Consider the following 23311-nt stretch of genomic DNA (forward strand, 5'->3'; position numbering starts at 1 on the left):
CCATGGGCATGGGGGTCAGGCGGCCGGGGCGGTCAGCGCTGCAGCTCGGCCTCGTCGAAGCCCGCCGCGCGGCGCGCCTCCAGGTTGAAGGGGCCGCGCAGGCGCGGCGCGCCATAGCGCTGCGCAAGCTCGGCGAGCAGGCCACCGGGTCGCGCCGGCCTGCGCGCACAGGTGCGGTACCAGCGGTTGCCGATGGCGACGTGACCGAGCTCGTCGCGCAGGATGATGTCCAGGATGGCCGCGCTTTCGGCGTCGCCCGCCCCCGCCAGCTTGTCGCGGATGAGCGGCGAGGCATCCAGTCCGCGCGCTTCCAGGGTGCGCGGCACCAGCGCCAGCCGCGCCAGCAGGTCGCCGCGGGTTTTCTCGGCCATTTCCCAGAGCCCGTTATGCGCGGGAAAGTCGCCGTAGGCGTATCCCAGCGCGGCCAGGCGCCGGTTGAGCAGGTCGAAATGGTGGGCTTCCTCGCGCGCCACGCGCAGCCAGTCCCGGTAGAACGCCTCGGGCATGCCGGAAAAGCGCCAGACGATGTCCAACGCCAGGTTCACGGCATTGAACTCGATGTGGGCCAGCGCGTGCAGCAGGGCCGCCCGCCCTTCCACCGTGGCCATGGACCGCTGTTTCACCTGGGCCGGCGACACCAGCTCGGGACGCGCCGGGCGTCCCGGCAGCGGCGCGGCGGCGGCGAGTTCTCGCGCGGCGTCCACCCTGGCGTCCGTCGGCGATGGCGCGCACCGCGGCCAGCTTGTCCGGCCATGGCCGGCCGCGAGCGCGGCCAGCGCCCGTTCGCGCAGGCACGTCGCCTGGCCGCCGGCCCCGGCCGGCACGGAAAAACGGCTATGCATGATGAGGTTTCCAGAAACAGAGGGGCCCGGTACACCTCGCGGGCCGCCCGCGGCGCGCGCCCTCGGGCTGCGTCGCCAGCACAGACTTTATCATTCACGCATGGACTCCTCCCCGCGCCTGACCCTGGAAACCGACCTGCGCCGCATCGACGCCCGCGCCTGGGACGCGCTGGCGGGCGACCAGCCCTTTCTCAAGCATGCGTTCCTGTGCGCGCTGCACGACACGGGCTGCGCCTCGCCGCGCAGCGGCTGGTCGCCGCACTACCTGGCGCTGTGGCGCGGCGACACCCTGGCGGCCGCCTGCCCCCTCTACCTGAAATCGCATTCGCGCGGCGAGTACGTGTTCGACTACGCCTGGGCGGACGCCTTCGAGCGCCACGGGTTGCGCTATTACCCCAAGCTGCTGTGCGCGGTGCCCTTCACGCCGGTGACGGGGCCCCGCCTGCTGGCCGCCTCGGACGCCGACCGCCTGCGCATGGCGCATGCCATGGCCGCCTTCGCCGAAGAGACGGGCGTGTCCTCGCTGCACGTGCTGTTTCCCGCCGAGGCCGACCGGCTCGCGCTGGAAAGCGCCGGGTTCCTGCTGCGCGAAAGCGTGCAGTTCCATTGGCGCAACGCGGGCTACGCCGACCTGGACGCCTTCCTGGCCGCCATGAGCCACGACAAGCGCAAGAAGATCCGGCAGGACCGCAAGAAAGTGGCGGCCGCCGGCCTCGCGTTCCGCTGGCTGCGCGGCGCGCAGATCGGACCGGCCGAGCTGGACTTTTTCTATGCCTGCTACCAGGGCACCTATTTCAACCACGGCAACCCGCCCTACCTCAGCCGCGAATTCTTCGCCCGCGCCTTCCGCGCGGACCCCGACGCCTTCGTGCTGATCCTGGCCTGCCGGGGCGAGCAACCCGTGGCGGCAGCCCTGAACCTCGCCGGCGGCGACGCGCTGTATGGACGCTATTGGGGCGCCGCCGAGTACGTGCCCGGCCTGCACTTCGAAACCTGCTACCTGCAGTCCATCGCCTATTGCATCGCGCACGGCCTGGCGCGCTTCGAGGGCGGCGCGCAAGGCGAGCAGAAGATGGCGCGCGGCCTGCTGCCCACGCCTACCTGGTCGGCGCACTGGATCGCCGACCGGCGCTTCGCCGCCGCGATCGAAGACTTCCTGGAACGGGAAACCGCTGCCGTGGCCGGCTACCTGGGCGAGCTGGAAGCGCACACGCCCTTCAAGCGGCGCGCAGGCTGAAGCTTCAAAGAAAGCGGTCCAGCAGCTTGCGGCTGTGGCGGTCCAGCGAAAGCGCGTCGCGGATCAGGTAGAAAATGCCGTGGCTGTCGGCGATGAGCAGCGTCTGCCCGTGCAGGCGCCGGATGTCTTCCTCGCCGCGCAGCGTGAAAGACGTGGAGCCCCTGTCGGTTTCCACGTCCCAGACGCTGGGCGTGGCGTAGGTGGACACGCTGACCAGCCGCTGGATCACCGGCATGAACTCGCGGGCGGCAAGCTCTTCCTCGATGAGGTCGCGCGCCGGGGCGGGCAGGTCGGCCAGGCGGTCGATCCAGAGCAGTTCGCGCCCTTCGGACGACACCAGGGACAGGCCGTGATCGGCGTCGCTGATGGGAAATGCGCGCACCGGGACCACGCCGTCGTACGTCTGTCCGTCGGCGGACTCGAACACGAGCCGCCCGAAGGCGTTGCGGCGCAGTTGGAATGCGGGAAGCGTCATGGCGGTTTCCGTTGTTGCGTCCTGGGGCGGTCAGGTCGGCGGGGCGTCAGGCCACGGCGGCCACGTCTTCGCCGCCCGCGGAGGCCGCGGCCTCGGCGTCGGCCTCCGCCTGCCGCGCCTGCGCCTGGTAGAGCCGGTAGTAGGCGCCTTCGCGCGCCATGAGTTCCTCGTGCGGCCCCTCTTCCACCACCTGCCCGCGGTCAAGCACGACCAGCCGGTCGGCCTTGCGCAGCGTGCTCAGGCGGTGGGCGATGGCGATCGTGGTGCGGCCGCGCACGAGATTGTCCAGGGCTTTCTGGATCTCTTTCTCGGTGGTGGTGTCCACCGAGGAGGTGGCCTCGTCCAGGATAAGGATGCGGGGGTCGATGAGCAGCGCCCGCGCGATGGAAATGCGCTGCCGCTCGCCGCCGGACAGGGCCTGTCCGCGCTCGCCGACCAGCGAATCGTAGCCGTGCGGCAGGCGCAGGATGAATTCGTGCGCATGGGCCGCGCGCGCCGCGGCGATGATCTCCTCGCGCGTGGCCTCGGGCCGGCCGTAGGCGATGTTCTCGGCGATGGTGCCGAAGAACAGGAACGGCTCCTGCAGCACCAGTCCGATGTGGCGGCGGTACTCCGCCACCCGCAGGCTGCGGATGTCCGCTCCGTCGACCAGCACCGCGCCTTCCGACACGTCGTAGAAGCGGCAGATCAGGTTGATGAGGGTGCTCTTGCCCGATCCGCTGTGCCCCACCAGGCCGATCATTTCGCCGGGCGCGATGTCCAGGTTCAGCCCGCGGATGACCTGCCGGTTGCCGTAGCGGAATCCCACGTCGCGCAGCTCGATGCGCCCGTGCAGGTGCGACAGGCTGGCCGGACGCTGGGGTTCGGGCACGCTGGACACGTGGTCCAGGATGTCGAAGATGCGCTTGGCGCCCGCCGCCGCTTTCTGCGTGACCGACACGATGCGGCTCATGGAATCCAGGCGCGTGTAGAAGCGCCCGATGTAGGCCAGGAAGGCCGCCAGCACGCCCACCGTGATCTGGTGCTGCGACACCTGCCAGATGCCGAAGATCCACACCACCAGCAGGCCGATCTCGGTCAGCAGCGTCACCGTGGGCGAGAACAGCGACCACACCGTATTGACGCGGTCGTTCACTTCCAGGTTGCGGTTGTTGGCCTCGCGAAAGCGCTGCACTTCGCGCTTTTCCTGGGCGAAGGCCTTGACCACGCGGATGCCCGGGATGGTGTCGGCCAGCACATTGGTGATTTCCGACCAGATGCGGTCGACCTTCTCGAATCCATGGCGCAAGCGGTCGCGCACCGAATGGATCATCCAGATGATGAAAGGCAGCGGCACCAGCGTGACCAGCGCCAGCCACGGATTGATGGACACCAGGATCACCGCGGTCATGGCGATCATGAGCACATCGGTGGCGAAATCCAGCAAGTGCAACGACAGGAACACGCAGATCCGGTCGGTTTCGCTGCCGATGCGGGATATCAGGTCGCCCGTGCGCTTGCCGCCGAAATACTCCAGCGATAGCTGCTGCAGGTGCTCGTAGGTGGTGGTGCGCAGGTCGGCGCCGATGCGTTCGCTGACCCAGGCCAGGATGTAAGTGCGCGCCCAGCCCAGTCCCCACGCCAGGAACGCCGAGGCCAGCAGCCCGCCCAGGTAGAGCCGCACTTTGCCGTATTCGATGGGCGCGCCGTTCTGGAACGGGATGAGCACGTCGTCCATGAGCGGCATGGTCAGGTAGGGCGGCACCAGGGTCGCGGCCGTGCCCAGCAGGGTCAGCAGGAAACCGGCCAGCAGCGGCATGCGGTACGGCCGGGCGAAGCGCCACAGCCGCAGCAGCGCCCAGGTCGAGGGCGGCGCGGCGGATTCCCGGGAGCAGGTGGGGCAGTCGTCCCGCCCTTCCGGAATGGCGCCGCCGCAGGTGGGACACAGACGCGGCGCCGCCTCAAGGCGCTGGCCGGACAGGTGCAGCGCCTGCTGCGCCTCGAACCGGCCCAGCAGCCGCAGCGCGGCCGGATTGCGCGCCAGCGTGAAGCGCCAGGCGGCCAGGCGCTCCTGGTCGTCGTGCAGTTCGAGCTGCGCCGCGCCCGCGTGGTCGGTCAGGGACAGGGCGAGCTGGGCGCCGTAGGGCCAGCATTGCCAGCCCGTGCCGTCGGGGCTGCGCGCCAGCAGCCGGCGATCGGTCGCCGCCACGAAACCCGCGCGGAACTTTAGCCTGCCGTCGAGGTCTGTCTCAAGCCAGGCCAGCAGAATTTCGCCCGGCTCCAACTGGGCGCTGAGCTCGCCGCCCCACGGCGCGGGTACCGCATCGGCAGAGCCGGAAAACTGGTGTGTTTTTTTCATTGGAACGCTGGGTGAACCGCGCCTGGATCCTCGGGACGGCAACGATTTTCGCCGCCCCGGACGCCCGGGAAACCCCGCGGCCGAAAAGCTGTGATTTCCTTACAACACAGCGATTCTCGCCTCGCAAGGCGGCGTATAGTATCAGCCGATTTTTCTTATTAGGAATATCCGGGATCCCCCACTCGTTGGCATCCTTTTTCCAAGGCGCAGCTCCACGCGATCCGCGATCAGGCAACAGGGGCGTCCGCGCGTGCCAACGTGCTTTTCACGTAAATTAAAACATGAAAAAGAAAGACATTGAATTTCTCGATGTCGTGGCTTTGCGCGGCCCGAACATTTGGACCTATCGCCCCGTGCTCGAAGCCTGGGTGGATATCGGAGAGCTGGAAGACTACCCTTCCAACACCATTCCCGGCTTCTACGAACGGCTCACCGCCTGGCTGCCGACCCTGATCGAGCACCGCTGCAGCCCGGGCGTGCGCGGCGGATTCCTGCAGCGCCTGAAAGAAGGCACCTGGCCGGGCCATATCCTGGAACACGTCACGCTGGAGCTGCAGAACCTGGCCGGCCTTCCCGGCGGCTTCGGCAAGGCGCGCGAAACCTCTACGCGCGGCGTCTACAAGGTGGTGGTGCGCGCCTGGCAGGAACAGGTCACCCGCACCGCCCTGCAGGAAGCGCGGAACCTGGTCATGGCCGCCATCGAAGACCGGCCCTTCGACGTCGAGGCCGCCGTGGCGCGGCTGCGCGGGCTCGTGGACCGGCACTGCCTGGGCCCCAGCACGGCCTGCATCGTCGACGCCGCCGACGACCGCGACATTCCCTATATCCGGCTGTTCGAGGGCAACCTGGTGCAGTTCGGCTACGGGTCGCGCCAGCGCCGCATCTGGACCGCGGAAACCGATCGCACCAGCGCCATCGCCGAAGGTATTTCGCGCGACAAGGATCTCACCAAGGAACTGCTGGCGACCTGCGGCGTGCCGGTGCCGGAAGGCCGTCTGGTCGAAAACGAGGACGACGCCTGGGAAGCCGCGCAGGACATCGGCCTGCCGGTGGTGATCAAACCTTACGACGGCAACCACGGCCGGGGCGTATTCACCAACCTGCTCACGCGCGAGGAAATCGTCTCGGCCTACCGGGTCGCCGTGGAAGAAGGCAGCGGCGTCATCGTCGAACGCTTCGTGCCCGGCAACGAGCACCGGCTGCTGGTCGTGGGCGACCGCATGGTGGCCGCCGCGGCCGGCGAGCCCGCCTGGGTCATCGGCGACGGCGTATCCACCGTGGAAGAGCTGATCGACCTGCAGCTCAACACCGACCCGCGCCGCGGCCGCACGGAAAACCATCCGCTCAACCCGGTCCGCCTGGATTCGGCCGCCACCCTCGAGATCGCGCGCCAGGGCCTCGCCGCGGACAGCGTGCCCGCGCAGGGGCAGCGCGTGCTGGTGCAGCGCTCGGGCAATGTGGCCTTCGACGTGACCGACCGCGTGCATCCCGACGTGGCCGCTGCCGTGACCCTGGCCGCCCGCGTGGTGGGCCTGGACATCGCGGGCGTGGACCTGGTGGCCGAGGACATCTCGCGCCCGCTCGAGGAACAGCGCGGCGCCATCGTGGAGGTCAACGCCGGGCCGGGCCTGCTCATGCACCTCAAGCCCGCCGACGGCAAGCCGCGCCCCGTGGGCCGCGCCATCGTGGACCATCTTTTTCCCGCGGGCGAAGACGGCCGCATACCTATCGTGGGCGTCACCGGCACCAACGGCAAGACCGTGGTCGCGCGCCTGGTGGCGCGGCTGCTGCACCTGTCGGGCAAGCGCACGGGGCTGGCCTGCAGCGAAGGACTCTATCTCGACCGCCGCCTGGTGCAGAAAGGCGACCGGGCCGACTTCGACTCGGCCACGCGCCTGCTCGTGAACCGCAACGTGGACGCGGCCGTCATCGAGAACGACAGCGGCGTCATCCTGGGCCAGGGCCTGGCCTACGACCGCTGCCACGTCGGTGTGGTGACCAACATCGACGACGCGGACCACCTGGGCGATTTCGACGTCAACGACGCCGAGCGCATGTTCAACGTATTCCGCACGCAGGTCGATGTGGTGCTGCCCACGGGCGCGGCCGTGCTCAATGCGCGCGACCCGCGCGTGGTGGAAATGGCCGAACTCTGCGATGGCAGCGTCATCTTCTTCGGCATTTCGCCCGACCTGCCTGCCATCGACGGGCACCGCGGCCAGGGCGGCCGCGCCGTCTTCGTGCGCGACGGCGGCATCGTGCTCGCCCAGGGCGGCGCCGAGGAACGGCTGGCCGACGTGGCTTCCATCCCCCTCACCCATGGCGGGCGCGTGGCGTTCCAGGTGGAGAACGTGCTGGCCGCCGTGGGCGCGGCCTGGGCGCTCGACATCCCGGTTCCGCTGATCCGCGCGGGCATCGAGACTTTCGACATCGACCAGGCGGACGCACCCTGGCAGTTCACCTTGTTCGAGCGCGGCAACGGCACCGTCGTGGTGGACGACGTGCACAACAGTTCGGCGCTGCGCGCCCTCATCGACGCCATCGGGCAGTTCCCGGCCGCGCGCCGCACGGCGGTCTATTCCGCCGGCGCGGACCGCCGCGACGAAGAACTGCTGGCCCAGGGCAGGCTGCTGGGCCAGTCGTTCGACCAGGTCGTGCTCTACGACGACGCCACGGTGCGCAGCCGCAGGCCGGCGGGCGAAGCCCGCGCCCTGCTGCGCCGGGGCGCGGAGCAAGGCGGCCGCGCCAGCGCCATCGTCGACGAGCCCGACCACGCGCGGGCCATCGAGGCCACGCTGGGCGCCATGCAGCCGGGCGATTTCGTCCTGCTGCAGTCGGACGAGGCATTCTCCGGCCCCACCATCGACCTGGTCCGCCGCTGGATCCAGCAACACTGACCATTTTCCGCGCGCCGGCCCGCCGGGCGGCGCATGCTAGACAGGAAATCCTGCCATGGAAGTTTCTCGTATCCGGGCGCTGCGCGGCCCGAATCTCTGGAGCAAGAACACGGCCATCGAGGCCATCGTGTCCTGCGCCGACGCCGAATGCTCCATCGAAAACCTGCCCGATTTCGAGCCCCGGCTGCGCGCGCGCCTGCCGCAGACCGGCGTGCTGCGGCCCGATGGCCACCAGGGCGCGGTGTCCATCGCGCACGTGCTGCAGATCGTGGCGCTGACCCTGCAGGCCTACGCCGGCTGCCCCGTCACCTTCGGCCGCACCGCGGCTACGGTCGAGCCCGGCGTGTTCCAGGTCGTGGTCGAATACAGCGAGGAAGAAGTGGGCCGCCTGGCCATGGACCTGGCCTGCGAACTGGTGCGGGCCGCCCTGGACGATACGCCCTTCGATCTGGCCGGCGCGCTCAAGCGCTGCGCGAGCTGGACGAAGACGTGCGCCTGGGGCCCAGCACGGGCGCCATCGTCCATGCCGCCGTGGCCCGCAACATCCCCTACCGCCGGCTCACGCAGGGCAGCATGGTGCAGTTCGGCTGGGGCAGCAAGCAGCGCCGCATCCAGGCCGCCGAAACCGATCTCACCAGCGCCATTTCCGAGTCCATCGCCCAGGATAAGGAACTCACCAAAATGCTGCTGGAAGCGGCGGGCGTGCCCGTGCCGCGCGGCCGCTCGGTAGGCTCGGCCGAGGAAGCCTGGGAAGCCGCCCAGGAGCTGGGCGGCCCCGTGGTCGTCAAGCCGCGCGACGGCAGCCAGGGCCGCGGCGTAGCCGTGAACATCGAAACGCGCGAGCGCGTGGTCCAGGCTTTCGAGGCCGCCGCGGAGATCAGCTCCGAAGTCATCGTGGAGCGCTACATTCCCGGCCACGACTTCCGCCTGCTGGTGGTGGGCGACACGCTGGTGGCGGCGTCGCGCCGCGATCCGCCGCAGGTTACCGGAGACGGCCGCCACACCATCCGCGAGCTGGTGGAACAGGTCAATGCCGACCCGCTGCGCGGCGACGGCCACGCCACGTCGCTCACCAAGATCCGTTTCGACGACATCGCGCTGGCCACGCTCAGGAAACAGGGCTACGAGGCCGACTCGGTGCCACCGCCCGGCACGCTGGTGTTCCTGCGCAACAACGCCAACCTGAGCACCGGCGGTTCGGCCACCGACGTAACCGACGAGGTGCATCCCGAGCTGGCGGCGCGCGCCGTGGCCGCCGCCCGCATGATCGGGCTGGACATCTGCGGCGTGGACGTGGTGGCCGAGAGCGTGCACCTTCCGCTGGAAGAGCAGCATGGCGGCGTGGTCGAAGTGAACGCCGCGCCCGGCCTGCGCATGCACCTGAACCCCTCGTTCGGCAAGGGCCGCGCCGTGGGCGAGGCCATCATCGCCAACATGTATGCCGACGGCGAGGACGGCCGCATCCCGGTCGTGGCGGTGGCCGGCACCAACGGCAAGACCACCACCGTGCGCCTGACGGCGCACCTGCTGGCCACGGCCGGCAACCGCGTGGGCATGACCAACTCCGACGGCGTCTACATCGCGGGACGGCGCATCGATACTGGCGACTGCAGCGGCCCGCGCAGCGCCCGCAGCGTGCTCATGCATCCCGACGTGGACGCGGCGGTGTTCGAGACCGCGCGCGGCGGCATCCTGCGCGAAGGCCTGGCCTTCGACCGCTGCAACGTCGCCGTCGTCACCAACATCGGCATGGGCGACCACCTGGGCCTGGGCTACATCAGCACGGTCGAGGACCTGGCCGTGGTCAAGCGCGTCATCGTGCAGCACGTGCAGCCTTCGGGCGCGGCGGTGCTCAACGCCGCCGACCCCATCGTGGCCGACATGGCCGCGAGCTGCCCCGGTTCCGTCATCTACTTCGCCGAAGACCGCCACCACCCCGTCATGACCACGCATCACGCGCAGGGCCAGCGCGTGGTGTACCGCGACGGCGACGCCATTGTGGCGGCGCAGGGCGCCGCGCAAGAGCGCTTCCCGCTGGCGGCCATTCCGCTCACCCGCAACGGCAGCATCGCGTTCCAGGTGGAGAACGCCATGGCTTCCGTGGCTGCCGCCTGGGCGCTGGGCCTGGACTGGACAGTGATCCGCCAGGGGCTCGCCACCTTCGTGAACGACGCGCAGACGGCGCCGGGAAGGTTCAACGTGTTCGACTACCGCGGAGCCACCGTCATCGCCGACTACGGCCACAACCCCGACGCCATCCTGGCGCTGGTGCGCGCCGTGGACGCCATGCCGGCGCAACGGCGTTCCGTGGTGATCAGCGGAGCGGGCGACCGCCGCGACGAAGACATCCGCATGCAGACGGAAATCCTGGGCGAGGCGTTCGACGACGTGGTGCTGTACCAGGACCAGTGCCAGCGCGGCCGCGCCGACGGCGAGGTGCTGGCCCTGCTGCGCCAGGGCCTGGCGCACGCCAGCCGCACGCGGCGCATCGATGAGATCCACGGCGAATTCCTCGCCATCGACACCGCCCTGGAACGGCTCGCCCCGGGCGACCTGTGCCTGGTGCTGGTGGACCAGGTGGAAGAGGCGCTGGCGCACATCGCGCGCCGCATCCAGGAAGGCTGAGGCCGCAGCCGGATCGGTCAGGCCGGGCCCTGCCCCGGCCTCAGCTGCACGGCCCCAGGCCCACGTCGCGCACCCCGGCCTGATACCTGTCGGTGACGTGGGCGCATCCGGCTGCCAGCGTCGCCGCCCCCGCGAGAACCATCGCACACAACAGCCGCTTCATGTTTTCTCCTTGTGATGGATAGGCGCGCGGGCCCATATCCGGTTACCTGCCCCGTTCAAAGCGGGACAAGAGATTGCCTAAATGTAACTCCCCATGGAGCCGCCCCGGTGCGCTGCGCCCGTGGCAAAACCCCGGGCAACGGGCCGCCAGCCCCGTTACATTTTTCCACAGCCCCGTTTGACACCCCTCGAAGCCCGCTCGTACCTTGGAAACAAGCTGATCAGCGCAGATTCACCCCGAGCGCGCGCCGATCGTCGGCCACGAAAGGACGCGCCGCCACGACAACAGAGAGGTCACTATGAACAACGACATCATCGCTGGGAAGTGGAAACAGTTGGCCGGCAAGGCGAAGGCGGCCTGGGGCGAACTGACCGACGACGAACTGACCCGCACCGAAGGCAATGCCGAGCGCCTCGCGGGACTCATCCAGGAACGCTACGGCAAGACCCGCGAAGAGGCGGAAAAGGAAGTCCGCGATTTCTTCGACCGCAATCCCTGATCCGGCGCAGGCTTCCGATTCTCGTTCAATACCGGGAGGACCGACATGTTGCACTACGCCGTAGTTTTCTTCGTGATTGCGATCATCGCCGCGGTGCTGGGCTTCGGCGGCATCGCCGCCGGCGCTGCGGGCATCGCGAAGATCCTGTTCTTCATCTTCCTGGTCCTGGCGCTGCTGTCCATCCTGGGCGGCGCCTTCAGGAAGAAATAGATCCCGCGGCCAGTCCCCGACTCATGGCGCCTGCGCGCGCCGCCCCCTGTCAAGAAGGAGCACGACTATGGAACTTCGCAAGCTGATCGCCGCCGCCGCTCTCGGCACGGGCGCGGCCTTCTCCTGCATCGCGCTTGCCGCCGACGACGGCAAGCCCAAGCAGTCCGTGGGCGAGTATGCGTCCGATGCCGCCATCACCACCAAGGTCAAGGCCGCGTTCGTGGCGGACAAGCAGCTGAGCGCGCTGGACATCGCGGTGGAAACCAACAATGGCGTCACCACCCTGACCGGCACCGTCGGCACCGCCGCCGAGGCCGACCATGCGGCCCAAGTGACGCGCGCGATCGAAGGCGTCAAGCAGGTCAAGAACGACATCAAGGTCGACCCCGCGAAGGCCAAGAAGTCGTAGTGGCCCCGCCCGGCCCATTGCCGGGTTGCCCATGCTTGGCCCGCGCTGCGCGCGGGCTTTTTTTGTCGCCGGGCCGTCCCAAGACAAAAAGCGCCCCCTCCGGGGGGCAGCAAGCCCGCGCAGCGGGCGCGGCGTGGGGGCTCTTGTTCTCTTCTCTTGTTATCGCCGGCGCTACAACGTCACCGTGCCGCGCCCGATCTGCAGCGCCGCGCCGCCGACGCGGATGCGGCCGTCCGCCTCCACGTCCAGCCGCAACCGGCACGGCCGGCCTTTCTGGTCGCCTTGCCGCACCAGCACGCTGGCGGGCGTCGGGCGGCCCGTGTGCAGCAGCCATCCGCCCAGGTTGGCGCATGCCGAGCCCGTGCCAGCGTCTTCCTCCAGCCCGCCGCCCGGCTTGCCATAGAAATAGCGCGCCGTCGCCAGGCGCCGGCCGTCCGGGCCCGTCCCGGGCTCCAACGCGAACACATACGCGATGCGGCGGCCCAGGCTGTTCGGCTGCCACTGTTCCAGCCGCGCCGCGTCGGGGCGGGCGCGGCGCACGGCATCGGCGTCCTGGACCGGCACCAGCAACTGATCCGCGCCGGTGTCCACCCAAAGGGGCGCATCGAGCAGATCGGATTCCCGCAATCCCAGCAGCGCGGCGATCTCCCCGGCGCTGTGCTGCGGCGGCGCGGTGCGCACGCCGTCCGGGCAAGGCGCGGTGAAAGTCCAGCCTCCGTCTTCGGCCACGAGCGGCACGATGCCCGCCTGGAACTCCACGTCCAACCGGGCGCCGGCCCCAAGCAGCTCGCTCAGCACCTGCGCGGTGCCGATGGCGGGATGGCCGGCGAAGCGCATCTCGTGGCCGGGCGTGAAAATGCGCACGCGGGCCTGGGCCCGGGACGAGGGCAGGATGAAGGTGGTTTCCGACAGATTGAACTGCGCGGCGAGGTTGAGCATGGTGGCGTCGTCCATGCCGCGCGCATCTTCGAATACGCAAAGCGCGTTGCCGCCGAAGGTGGACGGGGCGAAGACGTTGAGAAGGCGGAATGCGTAAGAGGCCATGGCGCGAAAGACGTGAAGGAACGCCTGCTCGAAGAGGAACGCCTACTTTACCGCGCCCGGCCGGCGCGCCTCACCACACCGCGAAGAACAGCACCCACGACAGGCAGAACGGCGCCAGCCCCGCCGCGAGCACCAGCCAGGCCGCCGCCTTGCGTGCCTTGCCGACGGGCCGCGGCGCGAGCAGGCGGGCGTAGAGCCTGAGCGTCCAGAGCACGGCCAGCGTCAGCAGGGTGAAACGCACCGGACCGGCCCAGGCGGCCTGCACGCCTTCGTGCTTGAGCAGGTTCACCGTCGTGGCCGACAGGCCCAGGAACACGCCGATGCCCGCGCTGGGAATAAGCGCCTGGGCCAGCTTGTGCAGGCCGGGCCGGCCCATGCGGGTGACGTGGCCATTGGCCGGCGGGGCGGCCGGGGCGATGCGGTCGGCCACCCACAGCGACAGATAGGTCATGCCGCCCACACAGGCCATGGCGCCGAACACGAAAGCCAGGATGCCCGCGCCGTCCAGCCAGGAAAAGCTGTCGTTCACCTCGGGATAATGCGTCAGGATGAACCAGGGCGCGTTGTCCTGCAGCGGCCACATGATGTCGTGCTCCACCAGCCAGGTCGCCGCCCATTGCTTGAGCGCGACGAACCAGGGGCTGGCGCTCCAGAGGAACGCGCCGATGGCGATGCCCATGAGGCCGAAGCACAGCAGCGCCGTCTGCCAGGGCTCGCCGTCGGCCACGTGTACGATTTCCTCTTCGGGCGAGCGCGGCGTCAAGGCGATGGCGCCGCGGTAGCCGCTGCAGCGGCCGCAGACGTGGCATTCGCCGGCGCCCTTCATGTGCCGCAGCGGCACGAGCGGCGCGCAGTTCACGGGCTGGATGCGGATGACAGGATGGCGCCACGCCTCTTCGTTCACCTTGAAATGCCAGGGCGCGAGCTTGGCCAGCAGGTTGAACACGCCGTTCACGGGACACAGGTATTTGCACCACACCCGCTTGCTGCGGCCGTAGCGCCAACCCACGATCATGGCCGCCACGGTGGAGCCGCCCAGCACGGCCAGCACGGCCAGGGGATACTGGTAGACGCTGACGAGCTGGCCATAGATGGTGGTCAGCGCGAACGCGACGAACGGCCAGCCGCCCCAGCGCATCCATTTCGGAATCGCGTGGCCCTGGCCGTGCTCGCTGGCCCACTCGGTCAGCATGCCCTCGGGACAGAGCCAGCCGCACCATGCCCGGCCGAGTATCGGCATGGACACCAGCACGAAGGGCCACCAGATGCCCCAGAAGGCGAACTGGGCCACGATGGTGAGGTTATTGAAAACCGATGCCGCGTTGCCGGGCAGCGGCATCATCGCCGGCACGATCAGAAGAAATGCGTATATCGCGACAATGCCCCACTGCAGCTTGCGCAACAGGGGGGCATGGTCGCGGAGGAAATCGGCGATACGGGAGGTTGCCCTCCCGAGTGCTGCTGCCATGTTCAGACCTTCATCAATGCGATCCCGCGTGCCGGCCTCAGGAAGACGCGCCGTGCGCGGCGGCCGGCGCCGGCCTGCCGCCGCCGAAGGCGCGCAGCAAGGCCCACACCACGACCCAATAAGCCAGCCACAGGATGACCGTAATCAGCGCGGGATAGGCGCGATAGCCCGCGAAATCCGCCAGTACCTTGCCCAGGCCGCTGCTGTCGTCGAGCAGCCAGGAGCTGTCCCAGACCGGGTCCACCAGAGTGGGAAGCACGCCCAGCGAAATCAGGTGATCCAGCCCGCCCACCAGCAGGGCGCCCGCGAGCAGCAGCAACAGGATTTCCGTGACGCGGAAGAACCGCCGCCATGTAATGAGCTTGCCGCCCAGCTGCAGCAGCCAGAACGTCAGCAGCGCCACGGCAAAGCCCGCCACGCCGGCCAGCGCCAGTTTCATCATGTCGCCGCCGCCTTCGGAGGCGGCCACGGTGCCGTACAGGAACACCACGGTTTCGCTGCCTTCGCGCGCCACGGCGATGGCCACCAGCACCAGCAGGCCCCACCAGTTGTCGCTGGCCACCGAGGCGCGGGCCCCGCTTTCGAGTTCGCTCTTGAGCGTGCGGCCGTGCTTTTTCATCCACACCACCATCTGCACCACCAGGGCGCAGGCCGCCAGCGACATGATGGCCTGGAACCACTCCTGCCCCTCGTCGCTGAGCCAGGAGGACACGCCCAGCAGCACCAGCGCCAGGGCCACGGCCAGGGCCAGGCCGGCCACGATGCCGCCCCAGAGATAAGGCAGGCCGCGGCGCCCCTCGGGCGTGGCGCGCAGCCAGGTATAGAGAATGCCCACTACCAGCAGGGCTTCGACGCTTTCGCGCCAGACGATGAAAAGTACCTGTTCCATGCGATGAGGCAGCCTGTCAGTCTTTGGGCTTCACGACGAGCGTGCCTTTCACGTTCTGGTGAAAGTCGTCGAAAAACGGATACTCGCCGGGGCGCGAAATGGTGATGACGACAAAGGACTTCACGCCCGGCCCCAGCACCTTTTCCTTGCGCAGCGGAATGCTCTCGAATTCCACCGGCTCGTTGCTTTCGTTGATGAGTTCGATCTTGAAGCGGCCGGCCGGAACCTCCAGCGTGGCCGGCTCGAAGGTGCCGTCGGCCTTGAAGCGCAGGGTGAACGTGGGAAGATCGGCCGCCTGCGCCGGCGCGCAGGCCAGGCCGATCCACAGGGCGGTCAGGACGCTGAGCAGACGGCGCACGATCAGTATCCGCCCTTCTTGCCGGTGCCGGCGTAGACGAACTCGTAGTTCAGTTCGAACGGCTCGAACCACGGACCCACGCCGGTTTCCTTGTCGATGTGGCGCCCGAAGTGATTCATCTTGGCCGCGGTGGGCGGCTTGATGGAATACTTCAGCTTGTACTTGCCCGGGCCTTCGAGCTTGACGTTGTCGCCGTAGTGCGGCCCGTCGTTGGCGACCATGGGCATGAAGGTGCCCTTCTGCACGTTCTGGCTGCCCACCTTCTGGATTTCGTAGTCGACCACAAGGTACGGCACCCATTCGCCTTCGGGAAAGCCCGTCTTGTTGCCGGCGGTAGCGTGGATGTCGGCTTCCAGGTGTACGTCGGAATCCTTGGCGTCGCGCATCATGCCGGGGGGGTCCATTTCAATGGGCTGCAGATACACCGCGCCGATTTCCATGCCGCCCTTTTCCACGGGCTTGCCGATAGGGTATTCGGCCGCTTGCGCCGCCGACACGCTCAAACCGACGAACGCCAATGCCAAGCTTTTTTGATCATCTGGAACATCCTCAGAATTCAGGGGAGATAACGGCCAGTAGAATATAAACAAGAACCGTTTTCATTAATTTAAAGCAAACAACTGACAGATCCCTGAATCGAAGCTATTCTGGTGACGCAACGCGACCATGAAAAAGCGCGGCTCGCGCCGCGCCACGGTAAGACCGGTTATCCCCCCGTTTACTTGCGTCCGCTCCCCCCGCCCTGCTGCGGCCCGCCCTGCACGAACGGGAACGTGGAGAACATGGCGCGGGTCTGGTCCTGCATCTGGTCCTGCATCTGCACGAACAGGTTTTTGCTCTGGTCGATGTAGTTGTTCATCATGTTCTGCAGCATGGGGGTCTGCACGTTCATGAACTGCGCCCAGGCCTCGGGGCCGAACTGGCTGCCGTACAGCCCCTTGGACTGCTCGGCCATGCGCTGCTGGATCTCCATGAACGCCTGGATGTTCTTCTCCAGGTACGAGCCCATGATGCCCTGCATCGCGTGGCCGTAGAAACGGATGATCTGCGCCAGCATGTTGGACGAGAACATGGGCATGCCGCCGCTTTCTTCCTCGAGAATGATCTGGAGCAGGATGCTGCGGGTCAGGTCTTCGGCGCTCTTGGCGTCGACGACCTGGAATTCCTCGTTGGCCAGAACCAATTGCTTTACGTCGGCCAGCGTGATGTAAGTGCTGGTCCGGGTGTCGTACAGGCGGCGGTTGGGGTACTTTTTAATCAGGCGCAAACTGGCGCCGGTTTGTGCTTGCGTCATGGTTGTCCCCGGATCGGGCGATCTCTCTGACTTGGAATAAGGTGAAGTGTAATCCCGCGCGGCCCTCTCCCCGAAACCGCGCGGACCCTGGCGGAGGCCGCCCTGGGGCGGCGCGCCGCGTTCAGCCCATGTGCAGGCCGCCGTTGAGCGAAAAATCCGCGCCCGTCGCGAAGCCGGATTCGTCGGAAGCCAGCCAGGATGTAATGGACGCGATTTCTTCGGGCGTGCCCAGGCGGCGCACGGGGATGGTGGCCACGATCTTTTCCAGCACGTCGGGCCGGATGGCCCGGACCATGTCCGTGCCGATGTAGCCCGGCGACACCGTGTTCACCGTGATGCCCTTGCTGGCCACCTCCTGGGCCAGCGCCATGGTGAAGCCGTGGATGCCGGCCTTGGCCGTCGAGTAGTTGGTCTGGCCGAACTGGCCCTTCTGGCCGTTGACCGAACTGATGTTGATGATGCGCCCCCACTGCCGCTCGATCATGCTGTCGATGACCTGCTTGGTGACATTGAAGAGGCTGTTGAGGTTGGTGTCGATCACGGCGCGCCAATCGTCGGCGCTCATTTTCCGGAACAGGCCATCGCGGGTGATGCCCGCGTTGTTGACCAGCACGTCCACCGGACCGTGCTCCGCGGTGACCTTCTCGAAGGCCGCCACCGTGGAATCCCAGTCCGACACGTTGCCCACCGACGCGTAGAACGTATAGCCCTGCGCGGCCTGCTCGTCCAGCCATTGCTGGTAGTTGCGGCTGGGGCCGCAGCCTGCCACGACGCGAAAGCCGTCCTTGGCCAGGCGCTGGCAAATAGAGGTGCCGATACCGCCCATCCCGCCTGTAACGTAAGCCAGTTTCCCGCTCATACTTCCTCCTGTGTGCGACGGACGCCTCGTTGATTGAAACCGCTCTGGTCCGATGCCCGCGAGGGCCGCGGCCTCAGGCCGCGCGAACCTTCACATATCGCCCGGGGGCAGGCTCGATGGGCCTGTACCGGGCGCTGCCCAACTTCGACCTTGCCTTTACTTTCTTGCCGGAATGGCCGGCCAGCCATTGCGCCCAGTCGGGCCACCAGCTTCCGGCATGCTCGGAAGCCCGGGCCAGCCAGGCATTCGGATCGCCCGGCAGGGGCGATTCCAGTTCATCTGCCGCCCAGTAGCTGCGGCGCTTTTTGGCGGGCGGATTGATCACGCCCGCGATGTGCCCGGAAGCGCCCAGCACGAAGCGCTGGGGCCCGCGCAGCAGTTGCGTGGAAGCATAGGCCGTGATCCAGGGCACGATGTGGTCTTCGCGCGAGCCGAACAGATACGCGGGCATCTTCAGGCGGGTGAGGTCCAGCGGCACGCCTCCGGCCTGGGCGCGGCCCGGCACCTTGAGATTGTTCTCAAGATAGGTATTGCGGAAGTACCAGGAAAAGAAGGGCCCGGGCAGGTTGGTGCTGTCGCCGTTCCAGAACAGCAGATCGAAGGGCGGCGGCTTCTGGCCCTTGAGGTAGTTGCCCACCACGTAGTTCCAGACCAGCTCGTTGGGCCGCAGGAACGAGAAGGTGGTGGCCAGGTCGCGTCCGGGCATCAGGCCGCCGCGACCGAGCTGGTGATCGCGCAGCAGCGCGTGCGCTTCGTCGACGAACACCTTGAGGATGCCCGTGTCGTGGAAGTCCAGCATCGACGTCAGCAGCGTGAGCGAGGCCACGGGGTGTTCGCCGCGCGCCTCGGCCAGCGCCAGCGCCGACGCCAGCATGGTGCCGCCCACGCAGAAGCCCAGCGCGTTGACCTGCGGCTGCCGCGTGATCTCGCTTGCCACCGCCAGCGCGCGCAGCACGGCTTCTTCCAGATAGTCGGACCAGGAGGCCCTGTCCACGCCGTCGGTGTCGCCCGGCATCGGATTGCGCCACGAGATCATGAACACGGTGAAGCCCTGCTCCACCGCATGGCGCACGAAGGAGTTCTCGGGCTGCAGGTCGAGGATGTAGAACTTGTTGATGTTGGGCGGCACGATCACCAGCGGCAGCTCGTGGACCTGGGCGGTCGACGGCGCGTACTGGATGAGCTGGAACAGCCGGTTTTCGTACACCACCTCGCCGGGCGTCACGGCCACGTTGCGGCCGATCTCGAACTGCGATTCGTCGGTCTGGGTAATGCGGCCCTTCTGCACGTCGCCCAGCAGATTGGCCAGCCCCTCGGTGAGGGCGCGGCCGGCGCTTTCCACGACGGACTGCTGGGCATCGGGGTTGAGGGCGAGGAAATTCGCGGGAGACAGGGCGTCGACCCATTGCATGACCGAGAAGCGCAGCCGGTCGCGCAGCGGCTCGCTGACCTGGGCCGCTTCCACCATGCGCGACAGGGCGCGGGCGGACAGCAGGTAGGTATGCGCCAGCAGCAGGTGCGCGCCGTTGGCGGCCCACGCGTTGCCCGCGAAGCGGCGGTCGGACGGCGGCGCAAGCGCTCCGCGTCGGGCATCATCGCAAAGACGCTGCCATTCGCGCGAGAACTCGGCCTGGATTTCAGCCAAGATTTCCGGCGCCACGCTCACCGGATCGGGCCCTGCTGCGGAGAGATTGGCATTCACTTCGACACCTTATTATCGAGACTGCGCGATTGATGTTGCATGTGGGGTCCAGGGCTGTCAATGCGGGTATACCAGCCTGCAATGCCGCGCCAGCCCTTAGCCCGCGCGCCTCGCGGCGCGTCAGTCCGCCGGCGGCATCCAGGCCAGCATCGCCATGCGTCCGGTCTGTCCGTCACGGCGATACGAAAAGAACCGCTTCGCATCGCTCGCGGTGCACAGCCCGCTCAGGCTCACCTCTTTTACCCCGGCCCGGCGCAAACGGAAATCGGCCAATCCGGGGAGATCGGCCAGCCACTTGCCCTGCACGCCGGGGCGCGGCCGGAAATACGCCGCGACGGAGGAATCGTCCGAAATAAAGGCGTCGCGCACGTCGTCTCCCACCTCGAAGGCCTGCGGCCCGATGCCCGGGCCGACCCAGGCGCGCCATTGGCTCGCGCCGGGCGCCTTGGCCCGCAGCGCCGCGAACGTGTTCTCCAGCACGCCGCCCGCCAGGCCGCGCCAGCCCGCGTGCGCCGCGCCTACTGCCCGCCCTTCGGCGTCGGCGATGAGCACGGGCAGGCAATCGGCCACCAAGATGGCCAACACCCGGCCGGGGCGCGAGGTGACGCTGGCGTCGGCCGCCGGCTCCGTCTCCGCTTGCGGGGCGTNCCACGCGGACCACGTCGCGCGGGTCTTTCACGAACTTCTCGGACAGCGCCGAAATGTGAACCAGCCCGTCCTGGTGCACGCCGATGTCCACGAAGGCGCCGAAGTTGGCGACGTTGGTCACCACGCCCTCCAGCACCATGCCGGGATAGAGGTCGTTAAGCGTTTCCACGCCTTCCTTGAACTGCGCCGTCTTGAATTCCGGGCGCGGGTCGCGGCCGGGTTTCTCCAGTTCGGCGAAGATGTCGCGTACCGTGGGCAGGCCGAAGCGCTCGTCGGTGAAGTCCGAAGGCGACACGCCCTTGAGCGCTTCGCGGCGGCCGATGATCTCCTTCACTTCGGCCTTGATGCGGGCCACGATGCGCTCGACCACCGGATAGGCTTCTGGGTGCACGGCCGAGGCGTCCAGCGGGTTCTCGCCGTTCGGAATGCGCAGAAAGCCCGCGGCCTGCTCGAACGCCTTGTCGCCGAAGCGCGGCACCTTGCGCAGGGCCTCGCGGGTGGGGAAGGCGCCGTTCTCGTCGCGGAAGGCCACGATGTTCTTGGCCAGCAGCGAATTCAGCCCCGACACACGGGCGAGCAGGGCCGCCGAGGCGGTATTCACGTCCACGCCCACGGCGTTCACGCAGTCTTCGACCACCGCGTCGAGCGAACGGGCCAGCTCGCGCTGGTTGACGTCGTGCTGGTACTGGCCCACGCCGATGGCCTTGGGATCGATCTTCACCAGTTCGGCCAGGGGATCCTGCAGGCGGCGCGCAATGGATACCGCGCCGCGCAGCGTGACGTCCAGATCGGGGAATTCCTGCGCGGCCAGCTCGGACGCCGAATAGACGGATGCGCCCGCCTCGGAGACCACCACGCGCGTGACCTTGAGCTCGGGGAAGCGCGCCATCATGTCGCCCACCAGCTTCTCGCTTTCGCGCGAGGCGGTGCCGTTGCCGATGGCGATGAGGTCCACCTGGTGGCGCGCCGCCAGGGCGGCCAGGGTATTGATGGCGCCGTCGCGGTCGCGGCGGGGCTCGAACGGATACACGGTGGCGGTGTCCACCACCTTGCCGGTCCGGTCGATGACGGCCACCTTGCAGCCCGTGCGGATGCCCGGGTCCAGGCCCAGCACCGCCTTGGGGCCGGCAGGCGCCGCCAGCAGCAGGTCTTTCAGGTTGGCGGCGAAGACGCGGATGGCCTCGTCCTCGGCGCTTTCGCGCAGCCGGCCGATGAGTTCGCTTTCGAAGGCCGTGAGCAGCTTGACGCGCCAGGTCCAGCGGCAGACCTCGCCCAGCCAGCGCTCGCGCGGCGCAGCATCGGCGGCGAACAGACCGTTGCCCAGCTTGAGGAAGCTGGCGATGCGCGCCACGCAGGGATGCGGAAGCTGTTCTTCGAGCCCGGCCTCCAGGCCCAGGCGCAGGTCCAGCACGCCCTGCTGGCGCCCGCGCAGCAGCGCCAGGATGCGGTGCGAGGGCAGGGTGCGCAGCGGCTCGCTGAAATCGAACCAGTCGCGGAAGTTGGCGCCTTCGGCCTCCTTGCCTTCGGCCACCTTGGAATAGAGCACCCCGGTGTTCCAGAGGTGCTCGCGCATGTCGGCCAGCAGGTCGGCGTTTTCCGCATAGCGCTCGGCGAGAATGTCGCGCGCGCCGTCCAGCGCCGCCTTGGCGTCGCTGATGGAGGCTTCTGGGTTCAGGTACCGGGCGGCCAGCGCGGCGGGATCGCAGGACGGATCGGCCAGGATGGCGTCGGCCAGCGGTTCCAGTCCCGCTTCGCGCGCGATCTGCGCGCGGGTGCGGCGCTTGGGCTTGTAGGGCGCGTACAGGTCTTCCAGGCGCTGCTTGGTGTCGGCCGCGGCGATTTCCTTTTGCAGCTCGGGCGTGAGCTTGCCTTGCTGGGAGATGGATTCGAGGATGGCGCCGCGGCGTTCCTCGAGCTCGCGCAGATAGCCCAGCCGCACTTCCAGGTTGCGCAGCACGCTGTCGTCCAGCCCGCCGGTGGCTTCCTTGCGGTAGCGGGCGATGAAGGGCACCGTGGCGCCGTCATCCAGCAGCTCCACGGCCGCGGCCACCTGGCTGGCGCGCACGCCCAGTTCGGTAGCCAGTTGCGCCACGATGCGGGCGTTGTCGACGCCGGCGGCGACGTTCGTGATAACGGAAGTTTCAGACATCTCGGTACGACGGCAAAAAGGGAAAACAAGGGGCGGATTGTGCCATAAGCGGGTGTTACAAAAAGTGCGCACCGGGACGGATATGTCCCTGAAGCGCCGCGCACGCGGCCGGCGCGGCGGCGCGGCAGGGGGTATCATTGGGGCCTTCGCCTCCGAGCCTGTGCCCGAACCGCGGTCCAGCCCGGTTCTCCCGCCTGCCCGAAACACGCCTGCACTCCCCCATGCTGGACCTGGAAATTTCCGAATTCTTCGCCGAAGATGGCCCGCTCGCGTCGGCCTTGCCCGGCTATGCGCCGCGCCCCTCGCAAGTGGCGCTGGCGCAGGCCATCGGGCAAGCCATCCGCGACCGCGCCACGCTCGTGGCCGAAGCCGGCACCGGCATCGGAAAAACCTGGGCCTATCTTGTACCCGCCTTCATCCAGGGCGGCAAGGTGCTCATCTCCACCGGCACCCGCACCCTGCAGGACCAGCTTTTTATGCGCGACCTGCCACGCGTGCGCGCGCGCTGGCCGCGCCCGTCACCGCGGCCCTGCTCAAGGGCCGCGGCAACTACGTGTGCCATTACCATCTCGACCGCCTGCAGGGCGACGAGCGGGCGCTGAAATCGCGCACCGAGATCAGCCAGTTGCGCCAGATCCAGGTGTTCGCCGGTATTTCCAAGACCGGCGACCGCAGCGACCTGGCCCAGGTGCCTGAAGACGCCGACATCTGGCAGCGCGTGACATCCACCCGCGAGAACTGCCTGGGGCAGGAGTGCCCGCGCATCCGCGACTGCTTCGTGCTCAAGGCCCGGCGCCAGGCCCAGGAGGCCGACGTGGTGGTGGTGAACCACGCGCTGTTCATGGCCGACCTGGTGCTGCGCGAGGAGGGCGTGACCGATCTGCTGCCCGAAGCCGACACGGTCATCTTCGACGAGGCGCACCAGCTGCCCGATACGGCCACGCGCTTTCTGGGCAGCAGCGTGTCCACGCACCAGTTGCTGGATTTCTGCCGCACCCTGGAGGCCGCCGGCCTGGCCTATGCACGCGAGGCCGCGAAATGGAGCGACGTGGCCCGCCATCTCGAAACCGCCGCGCGCGAGCTGCGGCTGGCCTGTGCGCCGCTGGACAGGCTGCCCGGCCCGCAAGGCCCAACTTTCGAGGCCATGCCCGACCCGGATACCTTCGACGCGGCCCTGGCGGACCTGCGCGCCGGCTGCTGTACGG

At 68.2% G+C, this 23311-nt stretch carries 17 protein-coding genes and 4 pseudogenes; 7 read left to right on the top strand and 14 right to left on the bottom strand.

Translation table 11 applies throughout. The features are described from left to right. Positions 1–32: 32 nt before the first annotated feature. A pseudogene (locus tag AD428_RS07485) lies at positions 33–842 on the bottom strand (ferritin-like domain-containing protein). 100 nt (positions 843–942) lie between these two features. Between AD428_RS07485 and AD428_RS07490 the strand changes: the two are divergent. Next, positions 943–2079: a GNAT family N-acetyltransferase gene (locus AD428_RS07490; RefSeq protein WP_053244711.1), complete on the top strand. Its 1137-nt coding sequence runs from the start codon at positions 943–945 to the stop codon at positions 2077–2079. Positions 2080–2083: 4 nt separating this feature from the next. Here the strand turns inward: AD428_RS07490 and AD428_RS07495 are convergent, their stop codons facing one another. Together AD428_RS07495 and AD428_RS07500 are read right to left on the bottom strand one after the other, a co-directional pair. Continuing rightward, positions 2084–2554, bottom strand: coding sequence for a DUF1854 domain-containing protein (locus AD428_RS07495; protein WP_053244712.1), 471 nt, complete (start codon positions 2552–2554; stop codon positions 2084–2086). 46 nt (positions 2555–2600) lie between these two features. Continuing rightward, positions 2601–4892 (bottom strand): ABC transporter ATP-binding protein, encoded by a 2292-nt coding sequence (locus AD428_RS07500; protein ID WP_053244713.1) that lies wholly within the window; start codon positions 4890–4892, stop codon positions 2601–2603. A 281-nt stretch (positions 4893–5173) separates the two neighbouring features. Here AD428_RS07500 and cphA (AD428_RS07505) point away from each other — a divergent pair, with 281 nt between their 5' ends. Together cphA (AD428_RS07505) and cphA (AD428_RS07510) are read left to right on the top strand one after the other, a co-directional pair. Then, positions 5174–7789, top strand: coding sequence for a cyanophycin synthetase (gene cphA / locus AD428_RS07505; protein WP_053244714.1), 2616 nt, complete (start codon positions 5174–5176; stop codon positions 7787–7789). Positions 7790–7844: 55 nt separating this feature from the next. Next, a pseudogene (cphA, locus tag AD428_RS07510) lies at positions 7845–10414 on the top strand (cyanophycin synthetase). Between the two features lie 40 nt (positions 10415–10454). Here cphA (AD428_RS07510) and AD428_RS28815 read toward each other — a convergent pair. After that, positions 10455–10577 (bottom strand): hypothetical protein, encoded by a 123-nt coding sequence (locus AD428_RS28815; RefSeq protein ID WP_255352199.1) that lies wholly within the window; start codon positions 10575–10577, stop codon positions 10455–10457. A gap of 298 nt (positions 10578–10875) precedes the next feature. On the opposite strand from AD428_RS28815, the gene AD428_RS07515 reads away from it, so the two are divergent. From AD428_RS07515 to AD428_RS07520, 3 genes are all read left to right on the top strand, one after another. Next, entirely contained in the window at positions 10876–11076 is a 201-nt protein-coding gene (locus AD428_RS07515; RefSeq protein WP_053244715.1) for a CsbD family protein, read from the top strand. 45 nt (positions 11077–11121) lie between these two features. Further along, positions 11122–11286, top strand: coding sequence for a DUF1328 domain-containing protein (locus tag AD428_RS24560; protein ID WP_082308306.1), 165 nt, complete (start codon positions 11122–11124; stop codon positions 11284–11286). Positions 11287–11353: 67 nt separating this feature from the next. After that, on the top strand, positions 11354–11695 hold the full coding sequence (locus tag AD428_RS07520) for a BON domain-containing protein (RefSeq protein ID WP_053244716.1): 342 nt from the start codon (positions 11354–11356) through the stop codon (positions 11693–11695). 171 nt (positions 11696–11866) lie between these two features. Here AD428_RS07520 and AD428_RS07525 read toward each other — a convergent pair whose 3' ends face one another. From AD428_RS07525 to tex, 10 genes and pseudogenes are all read right to left on the bottom strand, one after another. Next, the gene (locus tag AD428_RS07525) at positions 11867–12739 is read right to left on the bottom strand and encodes a PhzF family phenazine biosynthesis protein (protein WP_053244717.1); all 873 of its coding nucleotides are present in this window, start codon (positions 12737–12739) and stop codon (positions 11867–11869) included. Positions 12740–12809: 70 nt separating this feature from the next. After that, a complete protein-coding gene (locus tag AD428_RS07530) occupies positions 12810–14207 on the bottom strand; it encodes a 4Fe-4S binding protein (RefSeq protein WP_053244718.1) in 1398 nt (465 codons plus the stop codon). Between the two features lie 37 nt (positions 14208–14244). Next, positions 14245–15096 (bottom strand): FTR1 family iron permease, encoded by an 852-nt coding sequence (locus tag AD428_RS07535; RefSeq protein ID WP_053244719.1) that lies wholly within the window; start codon positions 15094–15096, stop codon positions 14245–14247. 16 nt (positions 15097–15112) lie between these two features. Continuing rightward, on the bottom strand, positions 15113–15454 hold the full coding sequence (locus AD428_RS07540; RefSeq protein ID WP_053244720.1) for a cupredoxin domain-containing protein: 342 nt from the start codon (positions 15452–15454) through the stop codon (positions 15113–15115). Positions 15455–15456: 2 nt separating this feature from the next. Then, positions 15457–15978, bottom strand: coding sequence for an iron transporter (locus AD428_RS07545; RefSeq protein ID WP_152968013.1), 522 nt, complete (start codon positions 15976–15978; stop codon positions 15457–15459). Positions 15979–16172: 194 nt separating this feature from the next. Then, entirely contained in the window at positions 16173–16748 is a 576-nt protein-coding gene (gene phaR, locus AD428_RS07550) for a polyhydroxyalkanoate synthesis repressor PhaR (RefSeq protein ID WP_053244721.1), read from the bottom strand. Positions 16749–16869: 121 nt separating this feature from the next. Continuing rightward, a complete protein-coding gene (phbB, locus tag AD428_RS07555; RefSeq protein WP_053244722.1) occupies positions 16870–17607 on the bottom strand; it encodes an acetoacetyl-CoA reductase in 738 nt (245 codons plus the stop codon). Positions 17608–17680: 73 nt separating this feature from the next. Then, positions 17681–19309: a PHA/PHB synthase family protein gene (locus tag AD428_RS07560; RefSeq protein ID WP_053244723.1), complete on the bottom strand. Its 1629-nt coding sequence runs from the start codon at positions 19307–19309 to the stop codon at positions 17681–17683. 120 nt (positions 19310–19429) lie between these two features. Then, a partial coding sequence (gene pgeF / locus AD428_RS24565) for a peptidoglycan editing factor PgeF (protein WP_152968015.1) occupies positions 19430–19956 on the bottom strand: 527 nt, incomplete at its 5' end. A 1-nt stretch (position 19957) separates the two neighbouring features. Continuing rightward, positions 19958–22106: pseudogene (tex, locus tag AD428_RS07565) on the bottom strand (RNA-binding transcriptional accessory protein Tex); the annotation flags it as partial. A gap of 221 nt (positions 22107–22327) precedes the next feature. Here tex and AD428_RS07570 point away from each other — a divergent pair. Further along, a pseudogene (locus AD428_RS07570) lies at positions 22328–23311 on the top strand (ATP-dependent DNA helicase); the annotation flags it as partial.

This window comes from Achromobacter sp. DMS1 (assembly GCF_001270295.1).

Excerpts from the sequence above, each read along its gene's own strand:
- AD428_RS07490 (WP_053244711.1), top strand. The coding sequence starts at position 943 with ATGGACTCCTCCCCGCGCCTGACCCTGGAAACCGACCTGCGCCGCATC.
- AD428_RS07495 (WP_053244712.1), bottom strand. The coding sequence starts at position 2,554 with ATGACGCTTCCCGCATTCCAACTGCGCCGCAACGCCTTCGGGCGGCTC.
- AD428_RS07500 (WP_053244713.1), bottom strand. The coding sequence starts at position 4,892 with ATGAAAAAAACACACCAGTTTTCCGGCTCTGCCGATGCGGTACCCGCG.
- cphA (WP_053244714.1), top strand. The coding sequence starts at position 5,174 with ATGAAAAAGAAAGACATTGAATTTCTCGATGTCGTGGCTTTGCGCGGC.
- AD428_RS28815 (WP_255352199.1), bottom strand. The coding sequence starts at position 10,577 with ATGAAGCGGCTGTTGTGTGCGATGGTTCTCGCGGGGGCGGCGACGCTG.
- AD428_RS07515 (WP_053244715.1), top strand. The coding sequence starts at position 10,876 with ATGAACAACGACATCATCGCTGGGAAGTGGAAACAGTTGGCCGGCAAG.
- AD428_RS24560 (WP_082308306.1), top strand. The coding sequence starts at position 11,122 with ATGTTGCACTACGCCGTAGTTTTCTTCGTGATTGCGATCATCGCCGCG.
- AD428_RS07520 (WP_053244716.1), top strand. The coding sequence starts at position 11,354 with ATGGAACTTCGCAAGCTGATCGCCGCCGCCGCTCTCGGCACGGGCGCG.
- AD428_RS07525 (WP_053244717.1), bottom strand. The coding sequence starts at position 12,739 with ATGGCCTCTTACGCATTCCGCCTTCTCAACGTCTTCGCCCCGTCCACC.
- AD428_RS07530 (WP_053244718.1), bottom strand. The coding sequence starts at position 14,207 with ATGGCAGCAGCACTCGGGAGGGCAACCTCCCGTATCGCCGATTTCCTC.
- AD428_RS07535 (WP_053244719.1), bottom strand. The coding sequence starts at position 15,096 with ATGGAACAGGTACTTTTCATCGTCTGGCGCGAAAGCGTCGAAGCCCTG.
- phaR (WP_053244721.1), bottom strand. The coding sequence starts at position 16,748 with ATGACGCAAGCACAAACCGGCGCCAGTTTGCGCCTGATTAAAAAGTAC.
- phbB (WP_053244722.1), bottom strand. The coding sequence starts at position 17,607 with ATGAGCGGGAAACTGGCTTACGTTACAGGCGGGATGGGCGGTATCGGC.